The sequence below is a fragment of the Pseudomonas sp. R2-37-08W genome (assembly GCF_003851705.1).
GTDB lineage: Bacteria > Pseudomonadota > Gammaproteobacteria > Pseudomonadales > Pseudomonadaceae > Aquipseudomonas.
Window position 1 is genome coordinate 739,681 of record NZ_CP027728.1, and the last position, 18,090, is coordinate 757,770.

Sequence of the window (18,090 nt, forward strand, 5' to 3'; positions counted from 1 at the left end):
CTGAAGTTATTGCGTTTACATTACAAAGTTATGACCGAATCAGTGGATTCCGGTGAAAAGATGGCACTTTGCTTTGATGTGCGAGCGGCTTGCACGCGGTTACGTCCGGCATGCTTGGCGCGGTACAGCGCCTCATCGGCCTGGGCGGCCATCGTCAGGCTGTCGGAACCGTCGCACAATTCCACCAGCCCGGCGCTGAAGGTGCACCATAAATCCTGGGGTTGGGCCGGGTAGTGGATTTCCGCAAAACGCCCACGAATCTCGTCCAGCACTTTGCAGGCCGATTCGAGGTCGGTGTCGGGCATCACAATGGCGAATTCCTCACCGCCATAGCGGCCGATATAGTCGCTTTTGCGCAAACGCTGCTTGAGAAACAACGCCAGGCTTTTGATCACGCGGTCGCCCATGGGGTGACCGTGGCTGTCGTTGACCCGCTTGAAGTGGTCGATATCGAGCATGGCAAAGCTCAGCGGCTTGTTCTCGCGGCGGGCGCGGAAGCTGCAGTCTTCGAGCAGTTGCAGGATATGCGTGTGGTTGTACAGCCCGGTCAGGCTGTCGCGCACCATCCGCGCTTTCAAATTGCGCGCACGCGCCGCGCGGTTGCGCACGGTGGTGATCAGGTGGCGCGGTTTGATCGGCTTGGTCAGGAAATCGTCACCGCCTTCGCTCATCGCATCCAGCTGTTTGTCCAGATCGTCTTCGGCCGACAGGTAGATGATCGGTACGCTGACATAACGGTCGTTGTGACGAATCACCTTGGCCAGCTCGGTGCCGGTGCAGGCGGGCATGTACATGTCGAGGATGATCAGGTCGGGCTGGAAGTCGGCCAGTTCGGCCATGGCCCGGATCGGCTCGATCAACGTGCGGGTGACGATGCCGGCGCTGTTGAGCAGGCGCTCGGTATGCAACGCCTGGGCGCGGGAGTCGTCAATGATCAGCACTTTATACGGCTCATATTGAGCCACGCAGGTCAGCACTTCGATCTTTTCCAGCAGGCTCGAGGCCTCCAGCGTGCCGGTCAGGAATTCTTCGCCGCCGGCGCGCACGGCGGCCAGACGGGTCGGGGTGTCGGTTTCATGCAGGCTGAAAAACAGCAGCGGCAGCTTTTGCTCCAGGCCTTCCTGGGCTTCGGCAGCCAGTTTCAGGCCCAGGCCGGTGCCGCAGAAATCCACGTCCATCACGATGGCCGACGGCAGGCGCTCGGCCATGGCGGCGCGAAAGGCTGCGACGCTGTCCAGGGACTGGGCGCTCATGCCGAAGAATTCCAACTGCTTGGCCAGGCGCTCGGCGCGGTTATGGTCGGCCAGCATCACGTAGATCGGCTTGCGCATCGGCGGCAGCAGGGTTTGTTCCAACTGATCGCCCTGGCGCAACCCGGTGCGCGATAAGCGCTGCATCAAGCGATTGAGCTCGGTGATCAATTGGCTGCTCAGGCGCCCGCGGTTTTCATCCACCGCTTTGAGGGACTCGCCAATGTGCTGGGCCAGTTGGCGGTGTTCGGGCTGTTCGAAGCGCTCGGCAAAGCGCTGCAGGCGCAGATTGGCTTCATTGAGCTCGGAGAAATCCGCGTTGGACCATTCGCTACGCTGCAGGCGTTGCCAGATCTCAAGAATTTGACGTGCCTGATGAATTACCCGCTGGGCAAAGTGCTGCTTGAGACGCTCGCGGCTGGGGTCTTCTGACTCGGTCATATCCTGACTACTGTGCGGGTGCATGCTGAGGTCGACTGATGGCTCTATGCTAGCATCTCTTTTCTGACGAATGAGTGTCATACGTCAATTAAGTACGTGTCTGCGGTATTCATTTTTTGACCTCGTGGTCGCGCTGTGTAAAAAGCGTGCATCCTTTATAGTCCAACCTTCGGTATGCGCCAATTTGGTTTAAAAGCCCGCACCGATGGGCACGATGGGGTAGGGTTGTGGTCGGAATGTTTGACCGCACCCGGACAATTGATGTGCATGAACTCAAGTGATTGAAAGGATATCGCCATGCTGGACTGGAAAAACCGCGAAGGCAGTGCCAAAGGCCCCGCCCCTGAGCCCAAGTCGGCCAACCGCAGCTACGTTCGCAACCTGCTGATGAGCCGCGCCTTGCTCAGCGTGATCTGCTTGTACTTGCTGGTCGCCGGTGGCCTGGGTTGGTATTGGAGTCAGGAACCGGCGTTGTTCCCGGTCCAGCAAAACGCCCAGCTGGCCGCCGAGAAGGAAGGCAAGCAGATGGTGATCGGCTACACCACCGTCGAAACCCTGAAAACCGTGGTCGGCACCTTGCTGAACAAGCCCGGTGGCTACATTTCCAACGACCGTTTCCCGCCAGGCCTGTGGATGGACAACATGCCCAGCTGGGAGTACGGCGTGCTGGTGCAGGTGCGTGACCTGACCCGTGCCCTGCGCAAAGACTTCGCCCGTTCCCAGTCGCAGTCGGCTGAAGACGCTGACCTGGCCAAGGCCGAGCCACGTTTCAACTTCGACAACAAGAGCTGGGTGCTGCCGTCCAGCGAGTCGGAATACCAGGAAGGCATCAACTCCCTGAACCGCTACGAAGCACGCCTGTCCGACCCGAACCAGAAGGGCGCGCTGTTCTATTCCCGCGCCGACAACCTGAACAACTGGCTGGGCGATGTCGCCACCCGCCTGGGTTCGCTGTCGCAACGCCTGTCGGCCAGCGTGGGCCGGGTCAAGCTGAACACCGCGTTGAAAACCGAAGCGCTGGCGCCGGGCGAAGTGCCGCAGGTCGATGAGGAAGTGGTGGAAACCCCCTGGATGCAGATCGACAACGTGTTCTACGAGGCCCGTGGCCAGGCGTGGGCACTGTCCCACCTGCTGCGCGCCATCGAAGTCGATTTTGCCGACGTGCTGGCCAAGAAAAACGCCACCGTCAGCGTGCGCCAGATCATTCGTGAGCTTGAGGCCTCGCAGGAACCGGTGTGGAGTCCGATGATTCTCAATGGCAGTGGTTTCGGCGTACTGGCGAACCATTCGCTGGTAATGGCCAACTACATTTCCCGGGCCAACGCTGCAGTGATCGACTTGCGTCAGCTCCTCAACCAGGGTTGATGATGGACGCTACTCAAAGGGAGGCCGCCCACCGCGAGGCCTCCGATGCTGAACTGATCTGCTGGGTCGACGAGCAGGACAACCTGCTCGGCCACCTGGTCAGGTCCGACCTTCGCCGGCGCGGCTTGATCGGCCGTTGCACCTTCATATTCCTGTTCAATACCAAGGGTGAGTTGTGCGTGCATCGGCGCACCCTGAGCAAAGCGCTGTACCCGGGGTTCTGGGACACGGCTGCGGGCGGGATGGTCGCGGCAGGGGAAACCTATGCCGATTCGGCGGCTCGTGAGCTTGCAGAAGAACTCGGCGTCAGCGGCGTGGAATTGGCCAAACATGACCATTTCTATTTCGAAGACGGCGACAGCAGGCTTTGGTGCACCTCCTACTCTGCGGTATGGGACGGGCCACTGTGCCTGCAGCCCGAAGAAGTCATGGAAGCGCGCTTCCTGCCGATTGAAACGGTGTTGAGCGAGGCGAAACACAAGTCTTACTGCCCGGACGCTCAAGAGGGCCTGCGGCGCTATCTGGCGTTGCGTCGCTAAAGTTGCATGAAATGGCGCCATTTGGCCCTTAGCAACTTAGCTTTTTGCCGTTACACTGCGCCACTTTTCATCCCCTAGAGGATTGCCGGTGGCCAAGAAAGCCGCATCCTTCGCCGCCCTGGGTGGCCTGGTATTTTCCACCGACGCAGGTCGACACTGCCCGGACTGTCGTCAGCCCGTGGACTCGTGCACCTGCAAACACACCCTGATTCCCGAAGGCGACGGCATTGCCCGCGTACGCCGCGAGAGCAAAGGCCGAGGCGGCAAGACGGTGACCACCATCACCGGCGTGCCGCTGGCCGAAGAGGCGCTCAAGGAGCTTGCCACCGCGCTGAAAAAGCGCTGCGGCACCGGTGGCGCGTTGAAAGACGGGGTCATCGAAATCCAGGGCGATCACGTCGAACTGCTGTTGGCCGAGTTGATCAAGCTCGGTTACAAGGCCAAGAAGTCCGGCGGCTGAAAGCCTCTTCCCAACCTGTGTCTAAACTCTGTCCTGCAAGCGAGGTCTACCTCCCTCACAGGCAAATCGTCATTTTCATTCTTTAGACTGCGCCAGCCTCCGCTTGAGGTGGCGCCTTCGCCTTCATTTATAGGGGACTTCGATGTCCGTACGACGCACACGCAAAGACGATGGCAGCCAATGGACAGTTGCGGACAGCCGCAGCGTTTATGGGATTCGCCATTGGGGGGCCGGTTATTTCGCGATCAATGAAGCCGGTCGCGTAGAAGTCCGTCCGAACGGTCCGAACAGCACGCCCGTCGATCTGTACGAGCAAGTCGACGCGCTGCGCAAAAGCGGCCTGTCGTTGCCGCTGCTGGTGCGCTTCCCCGATATCCTGCAAGACCGTGTCCGCCAGCTCACCGGTGCCTTCGATTCGAACATCGAGCGCCTGGAATACCAGAGCCAATACACCGCGCTGTACCCGATCAAGGTGAACCAGCAGGAAGCGGTGATCGAGAACATCATCGCCACCCAGAACGTCTCCATCGGCCTGGAAGCCGGCTCCAAGCCTGAGCTGCTGGCCGTATTGGCCCTGGCGCCGAAGGGCGGCACCATCGTCTGCAACGGTTACAAGGACCGTGAGTTCATCCGCCTGGCGCTGATGGGCCAGAAGCTCGGCCACAACGTGTTTATCGTGATCGAGAAAGAATCCGAAGTAGGGCTGGTGATCGAAGAGGCTGCCAGCCTCAAGGTCAAGCCACAGGTCGGCTTGCGTGTGCGTCTGTCGTCGCTGGCTTCGAGCAAGTGGGCTGACACCGGCGGTGAAAAGTCCAAGTTCGGGTTGTCGGCGGCGCAACTGCTGTCGGTGGTCGAGCGTTTCCGCGCGGCGGGCCTGGACCAGGGCATCCGCCTGCTGCACTTCCACATGGGCTCGCAGATCGCCAACCTGGCCGACTACCAGCACGGGTTCAAGGAAGCCATTCGTTACTACGGCGAACTGCGCAACCTCGGCCTGCCGGTGGACCACATCGACGTAGGCGGTGGCCTGGGCGTGGACTACGACGGTACCCACTCGCGTAACGCCAGCTCGATCAACTACGACATGGACGACTACGCCGGCGTGGTGGTGGGCATGCTCAAGGAATTCTGCGACGCGCAGAGCCTGCCGCACCCGCACATCTTCTCCGAAAGCGGCCGTTCCCTGACCGCCCACCACGCCATGCTGGTGGTGCAGGTGACCGACGTCGAGAAACACAACGACGAAATCCCGACCATCGAAAACAAGGAAAGCCTGCCCGAAACCGTGCAATGGCTGGTGGACCTGCTCGGCCCGACCGATATCGAGATGGTCACCGAAACCTACTGGCGCGCCACCCACTACATGAGCGACGTGGCCACCCAGTATGCCGACGGCAAACTGACCCTGGCCGAGAAAGCCCTGGCCGAACAGTGCTACTTCGCCGTGTGCCGCCGCTTGCACAATTCGTTGAAAGCCCGCCAGCGCTCGCATCGCCAGGTGCTGGACGAACTCAACGACAAGTTGGCCGACAAGTACATCTGCAACTTCTCGGTGTTCCAGAGCCTGCCGGACACCTGGGCCATCGGCCAGGTACTGCCGATCCTGCCGCTGCATCGCCTGGACGAAGAGCCGCTGCGCCGCGCCGTGCTGCAAGACCTGACCTGCGACTCCGACGGCAAGATCAAGCAGTACGTCGACGAGCAGAGCATCGAGACCAGCCTGCCGGTACATGCCCTGAACGAGGGCGAAGACTACCTGCTGGGTATTTTCCTGGTGGGGGCTTACCAGGAAATCCTCGGTGACATGCACAACCTGTTCGGCGACACCGACTCGGTGAACATCTACCAGCGTGAAGACGGTTCGGTGTACAGCGCCGGGATCGAGACCCACGACACCATCGAAGACATGCTGCGCTATGTGCACTTGTCGCCGGAAGAGTTGATGACGCATTACCGTGACAAATGCGCCAGCGCGAAGATCAGTGCGTCGGAGCGCACCCAGTTCCTCGATGCGCTGCGCCTGGGCCTGACGCGGTCGTCGTACCTGTCCTCGTAATAGCAACTGATACAGCTCTAAAAATGTGGGAGGGGGCTTGCCCCGATAGCAGTGGATCAGTCAGAACATTAGTGGCTGACACGCCGCAATCGGGAGCAAGCCCCCTCCCACATTTGGTTTGCATTTCTTCAGTTGGCGCCCAGCCACAGTCCTTGCCGATTCAACCGCCACGCAATCGCCCACAGCGTCAAACTGCGCACCGCCATGAACACCAGGAAGGTTATCCACAACCCGTGGTTGCCCAACCCCTGCAGTGCCCAGGCGAGCGGCAGCACCAACAGCACCGTCAGCAACATCCCATTGCGCATTTCCCGCGCCCGCGTTGCGCCGATAAACAGCCCATCCAGTAAATAACTCCACACCGCAATCAACGGCAATACCGCAAGGTAGGGCAGGTAGATATCGGCGGTTTCGCGCACGCTGGGGATATCGGTCTGCATGGCGATAAACACATGGCCGCCGAAGGTAAAGAGCAATGCGAAGCCCAGGCTGGCGATCAATGACCAGCCACAGGCCACCACCAATGAACGTCTCAACGCCTGGCGATCATGCGCACCGATGGCGTGGCCGCACAAGGCTTCCACCGCGTGGGCCAGGCCGTCCAAAGCGTGAGCGGTCAGCAGCAGGCCGTTGAGCAACAGCGCATTGGCGGCCACGGTGGCATCGCCCAGGCGCGCGCCTTGTACCGTGATCATGAAAAACACCGACTGCAACGCCAGGCTGCGGATAAAGATGTCGCGGTTCACCGCCAGCAGCGGGCGCCAGCTTTCCCACAGTTTCAATGCGCCCCAGGCGATATGCCCAGGGTAGGCGCGCAGGGCTTTTTGCGTGAGGGCCAGGCCGAGCAGGGCGCCGGTCCACTCGGCGATCACCGAGGCGCGGGCCGAACCGACCACGCCCCAGTCCAGGCCGAGTACGAACCACAGGTTCAGCGCGATATTGACCAGGTTGGTGGTCAGCAGAATCGCCAGCGGCGCACGGGCGTTCTGGGTGCCGAGGAACCAGCCGACCAGAGCATAAGTGGCCAGTGCGGCAGGCAAACCAAACAGGCGCGTATGGAAGAACTCGCGGGTCAGCTGTTTCAGTTCGGCGGAGGGCTGCATCCACTCCAGGGCCAGATGGCTCAGCGGAATGCCGACGGTTCCCAGCAACATCGCCAACCCCAGCGCCAGCAACAAACCCTGCAGCAGGATCTGGCGCAAGGCCGCGCCGTCATTACGCCCGGCAGCCTGGGCGGCGAAGCCGGTGGAGCCCATGCGCAGGAAACCCATGGCCCAGGCGAGGAAGGTATACAGGCTGGCCCCGACGGCCACGGCGCCCAGTTGGTGAGCGTGGGGCAGGTGGCCGATGACCATGCTGTCGACCAGGGCTACCAGCGGCACGGAGATATTCGACAGGATCATCGGCGCGGCCAGGGCCCAGACACGACGATGGGTGGGGCGGTGGCGCCAGTCGGCGAGCAGGGTGGTCATGAAGGCTCCTTGGTGGAGCGGCATTGTACCCGGCCACCCAGCACACCGCAGTGCCAATGTGGGAGGGGGCTTGCCCCCGAATGCGGTATCTCAGTGGATGAATCTGTGCCTGACCCACCGCCATCGGGGGCAAGCCCCCTCCCACATTTTTTGATCTCCATTGACTGTGGGATTGGGCTTGGCCCACCCTCCGTCGGTCAATGTGACCGGCGCCACAACGGCTTGGCCGGCGCTGATATATAGTTCACCCCCGGTTTCCTCTGACGACGAGTGCCCCATGCTTAACAAAGGATTGTTCCTGGCCTGCGCGCTGGCCCTGCTGAGCGCCTGCGATTCTTCCGATAAACCGTCTGCGCCCTCCGCCCCAGCGGCGAGCGTGGCGCCCAAGCCGGCCAAGGCGGCAGTGGATGTGGCGGCGTTGAAGCAGCGCTACGCCGGGCGCGAGTTGAGTGTGGTGGACGTGTCCGAGGTGCAGTTGGATGGGGCCAGCACCTTGTCGGTGAGTTTCTCCATTCCCCTGGACCCTGATCAGAAGTTCGCCGACAAAGTCCATCTGGTGGACAGCACCTCGGGCAAGGTCGATGGCGCCTGGGAACTCTCCGACAACTTGATGGAATTGCGCCTGCGTCACCTGGAGCCGCAGCGCAAGCTGGTGCTCACGGTGGACCCCGGTGTCAGAGCGGTGAATAACAACCTGCTGCCCGCCGAGTACAGCGCCCGCCTGGAAACCCGTGACCTGCAAGCCACCGTCGGCTTCGCCAGCCGTGGCACGTTGTTGCCCACGCGCCTGGCCGAAGGCTTGCCGGTGATCGCGCTGAACGTCGACAAGATTGACATCGAATTCTTCCGCATCAAGCCCGAGTCCCTGCCGTCGTTCCTCGCGCAGTGGGGGCGCAATACCAGCCTGCAAAGTTACGAGTCCCGCGAATTGCTGCCGATGGCCGATCTGGTCTACGGCGGGCGTTTCGACTTGAACCCGGCGCGCAACACCCGGGAAACCCTGTTGCTGCCGATTGCCGGCCTCAAGCAATTGCAGCAGCCCGGTGTGTACTTGGCGGTGATGCGCGCCTCAGGCACCTACAATTATTCGCAACCGGCCACGTTGTTCACCTTGAGCGATATCGGCCTGTCGGTGCACCGCTACGCCAATCGCCTGGATGTGTTTACCCAGGCGCTGGAAGGTGGCAAGGCGCTGAACGGCGTCGAGCTGGAAATTCTCGATGCCGAAGGCCGTGTGCTCGGCCAGGGCAAGACCGAAGACGGTGGCCACGCCGAGTTGCCGCTGCCGAAAAAAGCCCAGGTGCTGCTGGCCAAACAAGGCGAACAGACCAGCTTATTGCGCCTCGACAGCGCCGCGCTGGACCTGGCCGAGTTCGACATCGCTGGCCAGCCATCCCATCCGCTGCAGTTTTTTGTGTTCGGTCCGCGTGATTTGTACCGTCCCGGTGAAACCGTGCTGCTCAACGCGCTGTTGCGCGACAAGGACGGCAACGTCGTCAAGCCGCAACCGGTAAGCGTCGAAGTGCGCCGCCCCGATGAGCAGGTCAGCCGCAAGTTCGTGTGGGACGCCGACGCTTCCGGCCTCTATCAATATGCGCTGCAACTGGCCGGCGAAGCACCGACCGGGCGTTGGCAGTTGGTGTTCGACTTGGGCGATGGCAAGCCGCAGCTGTATGAGTTCCTCGTTGAAGACTTCCTGCCCGAGCGCCTGGCGCTGGAACTCAAGGGCAGTGACACCGCACTGAGCCCGGCGGATGACCCGGTCATCCAGGTCAACGGCCGTTATCTGTACGGCGCGCCGGCCTCGGGCAACCGGGTCAGTGGGCAGGTTTATGTGCGCCCGCTGCGTGAGGCGGTCAAAGCCCTGCCGGGCTTCCAGTTCGGTTCGGTCACCGAAGAAGAGCTGAGCCAGGATTTCGAACTGGACGAGAGCACGCTCGACGCCAAGGGCCAGGAAGAACTGACCCTGGAAAGCAAATGGGCCGAGGCCAAGTCGCCGCTGCAACTGATCGTGCAAGCCAGCCTGCAAGAGTCGGGCGGGCGGCCGATCACCCGGCGCCTGGTGCAGCCGATCTGGCCGGCCGAGCAATTGCCGGGCCTGCGCGGGCTATTTGACGGCACTGAAACCAATGGCGACGGCCCGGCGGAATTCGAAGTCGTGGTGGCTAACCAGGACGGGCAGAAACTCGCCGCGCAGAACCTCAAGGTGCGTCTGGTGCGTGAGCGCCGTGACTACTACTGGAACTATTCCGACAGTGACGGCTGGAGCTATCACTACAACGAGAAATTCCTCAACCTCGACGAACAGACCCTCGACATCAAGGCTGGAGATACCGCCAAGGTCAGCTTCCAGGTGGAGTGGGGCCCTTATCGCGTGGAGGTCGAAGACCCGCAGACCGGCCTGATCAGCAGCCTGCGCTTCTGGGCCGGCTACCAGGCCCAGGACAACACCGAAGGCGGCGCCGTGCGCCCCGACCAGGTCAAGCTGGCGCTGGATAAACCCGCCTATGGCGATGGCGACACCGCCAATGTCACCGTCACCCCGCCGGCTGCCGGCAAAGGCTACTTGCTGGTGGAGTCTGCCGAAGGGCCGTTGTGGTGGCAGGAAATCGACGTGCCGGCCGAAGGCAAGAGCTTCGCCGTGAAGCTCGACCCGAAATGGTCGCGGCATGATCTGTACGTGAGCGCACTGGTAATCCGTCCAGGCGAGCGCAAAGCCAATATCACCCCCAAACGCGCGGTGGGCCTGCTGCACCTGCCGTTGGATCGTACCCAGCGCAAGCTTGGCCTCACGCTGACCGCGCCGGAAAAAATGCGCCCCAAACAACCGCTGACGGTGAAGATCGCCGCCAGGAATGCCGACGGCAGTGTGCCCAAGCAGGTGCATGTGCTGGTGGCCGCGGTGGACGTGGGCATTCTCAATATCACCGAATACCCCACACCCGATCCGTACGCCAGCCTGTTCGGCCGCAAGGCCTACGGCGTGGACCAGTTCGACATCTACGGCCAGTTGATCGAAGCCGGGCAGGGCCGCCTGGCCAGCCTGGCGTTCGGTGGCGATGCGGCACTGGCCAAGGGTGGCAAGCGCCCGGACACCAGCGTGACCATCGTCGCCCTGCAAAGCGCGCCGGTCACCCTCAACGAAAAGGGCGAGGGTGAAGTCAGCGTCAATATTCCGGATTTCAACGGCGAACTGCGCCTGATGGCCCAGGCCTGGAGCGATGATCGCTATGGCATGGCCGAAGCCAAGACGGTCATCGCCGCGCCGCTGATCGCCGAGCTGTCGGCGCCGCGCTTCCTGGCCGGGGGTGACCAGACCACCCTGGCGCTGGACCTGTCCAACCTCTCGGGCAAGGCGCAGAAGCTTGACGTGCAACTGAGTGCCGAAGGGCAGTTGGAGTTGGTCAACACTGGCGCGCAAACCGTCGAACTCAAGCAAGGCCAGCGCACCACCCTGCGTATCCCGGTAAAAGCCTGGGGCGGTCTGGGGCAAGGCAAAGTTAAGGTCACGGTCAATGGCCTGGACCTGCCCGGTGAAAACCTGCCGCCGTTCAGCCGTGAATGGACCCTGGGCGTGCGCCCTGCTTACCCGGCGTTGCTCAAGCATTACCGCGCCGTGCTCAAGGACCAGCCGTGGAGCTTGCCGGCAGGCACCCTGGAGCAGTTCGACAGCTCGGGACGCGAGGCGTTGTTGAGCCTGTCCAGCCGGCCGCCGTTGAACCTCGGCGCGCAGATCAGTGCGCTCAAGGCTTACCCCTACGGCTGCCTGGAACAAACCGCCAGCGGTCTGTACCCCTCGCTCTATGCCGACGACGCGCTGCTCAAACGCCTGAGTATCAAGGGCGAGCCGGATGCCGAGCGTAAACGCAAGATCGAGCTGGGCATCGAACGCCTGTTGGGCATGCAGCGCTACAACGGCAGCTTCGGTTTGTGGGGCGCGGACGGCGAGGAAGAATATTGGCTGACCGCCTACGTCACCGACTTCCTGCTGCGCGCGCGCGACCAGGGTTTTGCCGTACCGCCCGAGGCGCTGAAGAAAGCCAGTGAGCGTCTGCTGCGCTACGTGCAGGAGCGCAACCTGATCGAAGTCGACTATAGCGACAACGCCGACCACACCCGTTTCGCCGTGCAGGCCTACGCCGGCATGGTCCTGGCGCGCAGTCAGCAGGCGCCGCTGGGGGCCTTGCGCAGCATCTTCGAACGCCGCAGCGATGCGCGTTCCGGCTTGCCGCTGGTGCAGCTGGCCATCGCCCTGCAGAAAATGGGCGACCAGCCGCGTGCGGACCAGGCGTTGCTCGCGGGCCTGGCGGCGCAGCGCAGCGCCAAGGAATGGTTGGCCGACTACGGCAGCCCATTGCGCGACCAGGCGATGATCCTGGCCTTGCTGGAAGAAAATGACCTGGCCAAGGGCAAGCGCGAGGAACGTTTGTTTACCCTGGCGGACCAGTTGGCGGCCAGCCCGTATCTGTCGACCCAGGAGCGTAACTCGTTATTCCTCGCCGGGCGCCTTGGGCTCGCCCAGCCAGAGGCGAGCTGGCAGGTGTCGCTGACCGGCAGTGGCGCGGTGCGCGAACTGAACAATCAGCAATCGACGCTGCAACTGGATGACAAGCTGCTGTCCAGCGACTTGACCCTGAGCAACCAGGGCGAAACGCCGGTGTACCAGCAACTGACCCTTTCCGGTTATCCACAAGTGCCACCGGCAGCGGGCGGCGAGAATCTGAGCATCCGTCGCGAATACCTGGGCATGAACGGCCAGCCGCTGAACCTGCACAGCCTTAACAGCGGTGATTTGGTGTTGGTGCACTTGGCGGTCAGCGCCAAACAACGGGTGCCGGACGCCCTGGTGGTCGACCTGCTACCGGCCGGCCTGGAACTGGAAAACCAGAACCTGGCGCAAAGCGCGGCCAGCCTGGAGAACGCCAGCAGCCAGGTGAAGGAATGGCGCGAATCGATGCAGAACGCCTCGCTCAAGCATCAGGAGTTTCGTGATGACCGTTATGTGGCGGCGATGAATCTGGATGGCTATGGGACGACGCACTTGCTCTATCTGGCGCGGGCTGTAACGCCGGGCACCTACCGCGTGCCGCCGCCGCAGGTGGAGTCGATGTACCGGCCGAACTGGCAGGCGGTGGGCGAAACCCCGGCAGATATGGTGATCAAGGGCCGCTGATCGCTGAAGTTGAAATGGGGACTATTGTGGGAGGGGGCTTGCCCCCGATGGCGGTGTGTCAGTTGCCGGATGCATTGACTGAAACACTGCTATCGGGAGCAAGCCCCCTCCCACATGGGATTGGGGACATTCTTGGATCTAGTGCACAACCCAACTGAGCAGCCACAACCCCAGGATCAACCAGATAATCCCCATGATGACCGACGCGCGCATGAACGCCCGCACGGCCGAGTACAGCAGCAACAGCCCGACGATCAGGGTAAGGATGCTGATGATCGAGGTGTCCATGCCCAGGGTGCGCGACAAGCCATCGATAAAGTTGCCGCCGGCGTGGGTCAGGGCTCCGAACAAGCCGCTCAGACCGTCGACGATAAAGCGGATGACGGAGCCGAGCGCCTGGCCCAACCACTCGAAAAAGCTTTCTACCTGCATGTGCGTGTCCTGATAAGAAGGTGGGCGTAACTGTGCCTTTGGTCGTTGTAGCGACAGGCGAGTTCCCTACAAGCATAGAGGTTTGCCCGCTTGAATTTGCGTTTTGTTGCCCGCTGGACACTGGTGAGCCTGTTGTTGGCGATTGCCCTGCTATGGCTGGCCGACCGTATCTGGCCCTTGCCGTTGCCCCAGGACGACCTGGCGCGGGTGGTGTTGGCCGAGGATGGCACGCCGTTGTGGCGCTTTGCCGATGCTAATGGCGTGTGGCGCTATCCAGTGCAAACCAGCGAAGTCTCGCCGTATTACCTGGACGCGTTGCTGACCTACGAAGATCGGTGGTTCTATCGGCACCCCGGGGTAAATCCGTTGGCATTGGCGCGGGCGACGTGGCAAAACCTGACCGGCGCACGGGTGGTGTCGGGCGGCAGTACGTTATCGATGCAAGTGGCGCGTTTGCTCGATCCGCATTCGCGCACCTTCCTCGGCAAGTTGCGTCAGCTGTGGCGTACCGCGCAGTTGGAGTGGCACCTGTCCAAAGAGCAGATCCTCAACCTGTACTTGAACCGCGCGCCGTTCGGCGGCACGTTGCAGGGCGTGGCGGCGGCCAGCTGGGCTTATCTGGGTAAATCCCCGGCGCAATTGACCCACGCCGAAGCGGCCCTGCTCGCGGTATTGCCCCAGGCACCGAGCCGCTTGCGCCCGGACCGTCACCCGCAGCGCGCTCAGCAGGCCCGCGATAAAGTGCTGCGCCGGCTCGCCGAGTTCCAGGTATGGCCGCAATCGGCGGTGGACGAGGCGCTGGAAGAACCGCTGCTGCTCGCGCCGCGCCTGGAACCGAGCCTGGCGCCGTTGCTCGCGCGGCGCTTGAACCGTCCCGACAGCCCGCCGCTGATCCGCACCACGGTGGATGCCACGTTGCAGCGCCGTCTGGAAGACCTGCTGTTGGGCTGGCGCGCACGTTTGCCCGAACATACCTCCGCTGCGATCCTGGTGGTCGAGGAGGAGACCATGGCCGTGCGTGCCTACCTCGGCTCGGTGGATATCAATGACGCCAAGCGCTATGGGCATGTGGACATGATCAGCGCGCTGCGCTCGCCCGGTTCCACCTTGAAACCCTTTCTCTATGGCATGGCACTGGACGATGGCTTGATTCATTCCGAATCCCTGCTGCAGGACGTGCCGCGACGTTACGGCGATTACCGGCCGGGCAATTTCTCCATGGGCTTTACCGGGGCGGTGCCGGCGAGTACGGCGCTGTCCAGCTCGCTGAACCTGCCGGCAGTGCAATTGCTGGAAGCCTACGGGCCGAAACGCTTCGCCGCGCAGATGCGCATCGGCGGCATGCCGCTGGCGTTGCCGGCGTTGGCCGAACCGAACCTGGCGCTGATCCTGGGCGGCGCGGGCAGCCGCCTGGAAGACCTGGTCAGCGGCTACAGTGCGTTCGCCCGCGACGGTAAGAGCGCCACCCTGCGCTTGCAGCCGGATGACGCGTTGAGGGAGCGGCCGTTACTGTCGCCGGGAGCGGCCTGGATCGTGCGGCGTATTCTCAGCGGCCAGGCGCGCCCCGACCGCGACCCACGTGCCGAACTCGTGCAACGCCCGACGCTGGCCTGGAAAACCGGCACCAGCTATGGCTTTCGCGATGCCTGGGCGATTGGCGTGGGCCCGCGTTACCTGATCGGCGTCTGGATCGGCCGACCGGACGGCACGCCGGTACCAGGGCAGTTTGGCCTGGCGTCTGCGGCGCCATTGATGTTGCAGGTGCATGACGTGCTGGCCAACCGCGACAGCCAGCGCGGCATCAGCGCAGCGGTCAAGCCGGTGCCGGCCAATGTCGGCGTGGCGGCGATTTGTTGGCCGCTGGGCCAGCCGATGAGCCGCAACGATCCCAATTGCCGTCGCCAGCGCTTTGCCTGGACCCTGGACAACACCACGCCGCCGACCTTGCAGGCGCTGGACCAACCCCTGAGCGTGGGGTTGATGGAAAACCTTTGGGTCAACGCCAAGGGGTTACGGGTGGATGCCCATTGCCCCGGCGCAGAAGCGACCAATATCGCCCTGTGGCCGGCGCCGCTGGAGCCTTGGTTGCCCAGGGCGGAGCGACGCGAAGCGCGCATCCCGGCAGCCGACCCGGATTGCCCGCCGCCGGCCCTGGCCGCCGCTTCGCCGTTGTCCATTGTGGGCGTGCGCGAGGGCGATCAACTGCGTCTGCCCGCCAACAGTCAGCAGGCCTTGCGCCTGAAAATTTCCGCCTTGGGCGGTAGCGGGCGGCGGTGGTGGTTTGTGAATGGCGCGCCGTTGGGGGATAGCGCCAATCAGGACAGTATCAATGCCAGTTTCGAGCGGCTGGGGCGTTATCAGCTCAGTGTTCTGGATGAAGCCGGGCAGACCGCCAGGCTTGAGTTCAGTGTTGTGGATTAGGGGCCTCATCGGGGGCAAGCCCCCTCCCACATTTGATTTGTGAACACATTCCAGTGTGGGAGGGGGCTTGCCCCCGATGGCGTCCTCAAGCCCACTACCCCTATTCACTTGCCTTCGCTCCCCATCCCCCTGAAGCTATACCCATTCAGGAGCCCCCAATGAACCTCGAACACCTCACCGAACGCCTGCACCGCATCCGCGATACCAACGATTGGAAGCAGTTCCACAGCCCGAAAAACCTGGCCATGGCCGCCAGTGTGGAAATGGCCGAACTGGTGGAGATCTTCCAGTGGCTGAGCGAAGACCAGTCGCGCCAATTGCCCGCCGATAAGCTGGCTCACGCCGGCCAGGAAGTCGGCGACATCGTGCTGTACCTGCTGTTGCTGTGCAGTGAGCTGGGCCTGGACATGAACGAGGTGGTGCGCGCCAAACTGGCCGACAGCGAGCGGCGGTTTGCCCATGAGTGATCGGCATTTCGACCAGTTGGCCGCGCGCTTCGCCGAAAAAATCTATGGCGGCGCCAAGGGCGCGATTCGCCTGGCGGTGCTGCAGGCCGATCTTACCGAAGCTTTGCCGGACCGCCCGTTGCGCGTACTGGATATCGGCGCGGGGTTGGGGCATATGTCGCTGTGGTTGGCAGAACGCGGCCATCAGGTGACCCTGGCCGAGCCCGCCGAGCCCATGCTCGAAGGCGCACGCCAGCGTTTCGCCGATGCCGGGCAGAACGCCACGTTCATCCACGCGCCCTGGCAAGACCTGCTCGGCCAACTCACCGAGCCCTACGACCTGGTGCTGTGCCACGCGGTACTGGAATGGCTGGCCGAACCCCATGCGATCCTGCCGGTGCTGCACCAATTGACATTGCCTGGCGGCTGGCTGTCCCTGGCGTTTTACAACCGCGACGCGCTGATCTACCGCAACCTGCTCAAGGGCCACTTTCGCAAGATGCGCAAGAACGATATGGCCGGCGAAAAGCAGAGCCTCACACCGCAGCAGCCGCTGGACCCGCGGGAATTGGCGGCGCAACTCGAAGGGCTCTGGCAGGTCGAAAGCCAAAGTGGCGTGCGCGTGTTCCACGACTATATGCCGGTGGAATTCCAGGCGCGCGCCGATCTGCAGGATTTGCTCGAGATGGAGCTCGCTCACCGTCGTCACCCAAGCTTTGCCGGACTTGGGCGTTATTTGCACTGGGTGTGCCGTCCGGTTTAAGCGGCCCAGTCTGCGGAGGTCGAAATGCGTCGTCTCGGTTTGCTCCTGTTGTCTCTCGGCTTAGGTGCCTGTTCCAGCCCTAACCCTTATGTGGCCGCTTCGGCGCCGATGCCGCCGGCCCCGGCGCAAGCGGCCACGACCTTCGATGCCAGTGCCTACCCGGCGCCGGTGCGCGACTATGGTGCCTACCGCAATTGGGCCTGGCGTAACGGCCAGTTGCCGGCCGGCACCGCGTGGGCGGATTCGGCCCAGGTGGCCGAAGCGGTCAGCGACGCACTGGACCAGCGCGGCCTGCGCCCGTTGCACGACAATCGCGCGCCCGACCTGTTGGTCAGCGCCGATGTGCGCCTGGAGAAACGCCTGCGGCAAGTCCAGGATGACTATGGCTACGGCTATGGCGGCTACAACCGCTATGGCAATGGTTACGGCATGTACAACTCGGTGCCGATGGTGCGTACCTATGAAGTGCAGGTCGTGGTGGTGCGGGTCAACCTGTTCGATGCCCGCAGCGGCCAGCCGGTGTGGAGCGCCAGTGCGGAAACGGGCAGCCAGGGCAGCCTCAGCGAGCGTGCGGATGCGCTGCGCCAGGCGGTGCAGAAGGCACTGACGGCGTATCCTCCGCGTTAACCGCTATTCTCATTTAACGCCTGGACCGAACGTTGGAGAGCCATCATGTTTCGTCGTATCGCTACGCTTGCCGTTGTGCTGCTGCTGGGCGGTTGCCAGAGCAACCAGGTCAACCACGATTTTGACGCCAGCCGCGACTTTGCCGCCTACCGTCACTGGGCCTGGAAGGAGCCGGCGCTGCAATACCGCCCGGATGACCCGCGCATCAAGAGCGACCTCACCGAGCAACGTATCCGCCAGGCCGTGGGCGAGCAGCTTGACCAGCGCGGCCTGCGCCCAGCAGCGCCCGGCATCAAGGCTGACCTGAATGTGCAGGCCTACCTGATCGTCGAAGACCGCCAGCAGCAGGTCTCCACCAACTACGGCGGTGCCTGGGGCGGGCCATGGAACGGCTACTGGGGCGCGCCGATGTACAACGAAACGCGCAACATCACTTACAAGGTGGCGACCCTGCAGATCGACCTGCTCGACGGCAAGGACGGCAAGCTGGTGTGGCGTGGCAGTGACGAACAAATCATGGCCAGCTCGCCGAACCCTCAGGACCGCAGCGCGGCCATTCGCAACACCGTGAGCAAAATCCTCGCTAACTACCCGCCGCGCTGATCCTGCCCTTTAGCAGCGCTGCGCCGGCAGCGCGTCTACACT

At 62.8% G+C, this 18,090-nt stretch carries 13 protein-coding genes; 10 read left to right on the forward strand and 3 right to left on the reverse strand.

Annotated features, from left to right (window positions below):
- Positions 1–20 precede the first annotated feature (20 nt).
- Positions 21–1,691, reverse strand: a complete 1,671-nt coding sequence (locus C4J93_RS03160; protein WP_124361098.1) for a PleD family two-component system response regulator — start codon at positions 1,689–1,691, stop codon at positions 21–23.
- Positions 1,692–1,988: 297 nt separating this feature from the next.
- Here C4J93_RS03160 and C4J93_RS03165 point away from each other — a divergent pair, with 297 nt between their 5' ends.
- From C4J93_RS03165 to speA, 4 genes are all read left to right on the forward strand, one after another.
- A complete protein-coding gene (locus tag C4J93_RS03165; RefSeq protein ID WP_124369442.1) occupies positions 1,989–3,056 on the forward strand; it encodes a DUF2333 family protein in 1,068 nt (355 codons plus the stop codon).
- Between the two features lie 2 nt (positions 3,057–3,058).
- Positions 3,059–3,595, forward strand: coding sequence for an NUDIX hydrolase (locus tag C4J93_RS03170; protein WP_124428565.1), 537 nt, complete (start codon positions 3,059–3,061; stop codon positions 3,593–3,595).
- 88 nt (positions 3,596–3,683) lie between these two features.
- On the forward strand, positions 3,684–4,055 hold the full coding sequence (locus tag C4J93_RS03175; RefSeq protein ID WP_124365690.1) for a translation initiation factor Sui1: 372 nt from the start codon (positions 3,684–3,686) through the stop codon (positions 4,053–4,055).
- Positions 4,056–4,197: 142 nt separating this feature from the next.
- Entirely contained in the window at positions 4,198–6,111 is a 1,914-nt protein-coding gene (speA, locus tag C4J93_RS03180; protein WP_124361102.1) for an arginine decarboxylase, read from the forward strand.
- A 128-nt stretch (positions 6,112–6,239) separates the two neighbouring features.
- On the opposite strand, the gene C4J93_RS03185 is transcribed toward speA, so the two are convergent.
- A complete protein-coding gene (locus tag C4J93_RS03185) occupies positions 6,240–7,583 on the reverse strand; it encodes an MATE family efflux transporter (protein ID WP_124369444.1) in 1,344 nt (447 codons plus the stop codon).
- A gap of 277 nt (positions 7,584–7,860) precedes the next feature.
- Here C4J93_RS03185 and C4J93_RS03190 point away from each other — a divergent pair, with 277 nt between their 5' ends.
- Complete coding sequence (locus C4J93_RS03190) at positions 7,861–12,756, forward strand: alpha-2-macroglobulin (protein ID WP_124428566.1); 4,896 nt, start codon at positions 7,861–7,863, stop codon at positions 12,754–12,756.
- Between the two features lie 138 nt (positions 12,757–12,894).
- Here C4J93_RS03190 and C4J93_RS03195 read toward each other — a convergent pair whose 3' ends face one another.
- Complete coding sequence (locus C4J93_RS03195; RefSeq protein ID WP_124428567.1) at positions 12,895–13,188, reverse strand: hypothetical protein; 294 nt, start codon at positions 13,186–13,188, stop codon at positions 12,895–12,897.
- 90 nt (positions 13,189–13,278) lie between these two features.
- Between C4J93_RS03195 and pbpC the strand changes: the two genes are divergently transcribed.
- The 5 genes from pbpC (at position 13,279) to C4J93_RS03220 (ending at position 18,048) form a co-directional block, all read left to right on the forward strand.
- Entirely contained in the window at positions 13,279–15,609 is a 2,331-nt protein-coding gene (gene pbpC, locus C4J93_RS03200; RefSeq protein ID WP_124428568.1) for a peptidoglycan glycosyltransferase PbpC, read from the forward strand.
- A gap of 158 nt (positions 15,610–15,767) precedes the next feature.
- The gene (locus tag C4J93_RS03205; RefSeq protein ID WP_048723087.1) at positions 15,768–16,076 is read left to right on the forward strand and encodes a MazG-like family protein; all 309 of its coding nucleotides are present in this window, start codon (positions 15,768–15,770) and stop codon (positions 16,074–16,076) included.
- The gene (locus C4J93_RS03210; RefSeq protein ID WP_124428569.1) at positions 16,069–16,818 is read left to right on the forward strand and encodes a methyltransferase; all 750 of its coding nucleotides are present in this window, start codon (positions 16,069–16,071) and stop codon (positions 16,816–16,818) included. Before C4J93_RS03205 ends, C4J93_RS03210 begins: the two co-directional genes overlap by 8 nt.
- A 24-nt stretch (positions 16,819–16,842) precedes the next feature.
- Positions 16,843–17,445 (forward strand): DUF4136 domain-containing protein, encoded by a 603-nt coding sequence (locus tag C4J93_RS03215; RefSeq protein ID WP_124428570.1) that lies wholly within the window; start codon positions 16,843–16,845, stop codon positions 17,443–17,445.
- Between the two features lie 45 nt (positions 17,446–17,490).
- Entirely contained in the window at positions 17,491–18,048 is a 558-nt protein-coding gene (locus C4J93_RS03220; protein ID WP_124428571.1) for a DUF4136 domain-containing protein, read from the forward strand.
- Positions 18,049–18,090 lie beyond the last annotated feature (42 nt).

What these genes read in the sequence shown, in the direction of transcription:
- C4J93_RS03195 (WP_124428567.1), bottom strand. Translation starts at nt 13,188, where the DNA reads ATGCAGGTAGAAAGCTTTTTCGAGTGGTTGGGCCAGGCGCTCGGCTCC.
- C4J93_RS03170 (WP_124428565.1), top strand. Translation starts at nt 3,059, where the DNA reads ATGGACGCTACTCAAAGGGAGGCCGCCCACCGCGAGGCCTCCGATGCT.
- C4J93_RS03165 (WP_124369442.1), top strand. Translation starts at nt 1,989, where the DNA reads ATGCTGGACTGGAAAAACCGCGAAGGCAGTGCCAAAGGCCCCGCCCCT.
- speA (WP_124361102.1), top strand. Translation starts at nt 4,198, where the DNA reads ATGTCCGTACGACGCACACGCAAAGACGATGGCAGCCAATGGACAGTT.
- C4J93_RS03160 (WP_124361098.1), bottom strand. Translation starts at nt 1,691, where the DNA reads ATGACCGAGTCAGAAGACCCCAGCCGCGAGCGTCTCAAGCAGCACTTT.
- C4J93_RS03220 (WP_124428571.1), top strand. Translation starts at nt 17,491, where the DNA reads ATGTTTCGTCGTATCGCTACGCTTGCCGTTGTGCTGCTGCTGGGCGGT.
- C4J93_RS03205 (WP_048723087.1), top strand. Translation starts at nt 15,768, where the DNA reads ATGAACCTCGAACACCTCACCGAACGCCTGCACCGCATCCGCGATACC.
- C4J93_RS03190 (WP_124428566.1), top strand. Translation starts at nt 7,861, where the DNA reads ATGCTTAACAAAGGATTGTTCCTGGCCTGCGCGCTGGCCCTGCTGAGC.
- C4J93_RS03210 (WP_124428569.1), top strand. Translation starts at nt 16,069, where the DNA reads ATGAGTGATCGGCATTTCGACCAGTTGGCCGCGCGCTTCGCCGAAAAA.
- C4J93_RS03185 (WP_124369444.1), bottom strand. Translation starts at nt 7,583, where the DNA reads ATGACCACCCTGCTCGCCGACTGGCGCCACCGCCCCACCCATCGTCGT.
- C4J93_RS03215 (WP_124428570.1), top strand. Translation starts at nt 16,843, where the DNA reads ATGCGTCGTCTCGGTTTGCTCCTGTTGTCTCTCGGCTTAGGTGCCTGT.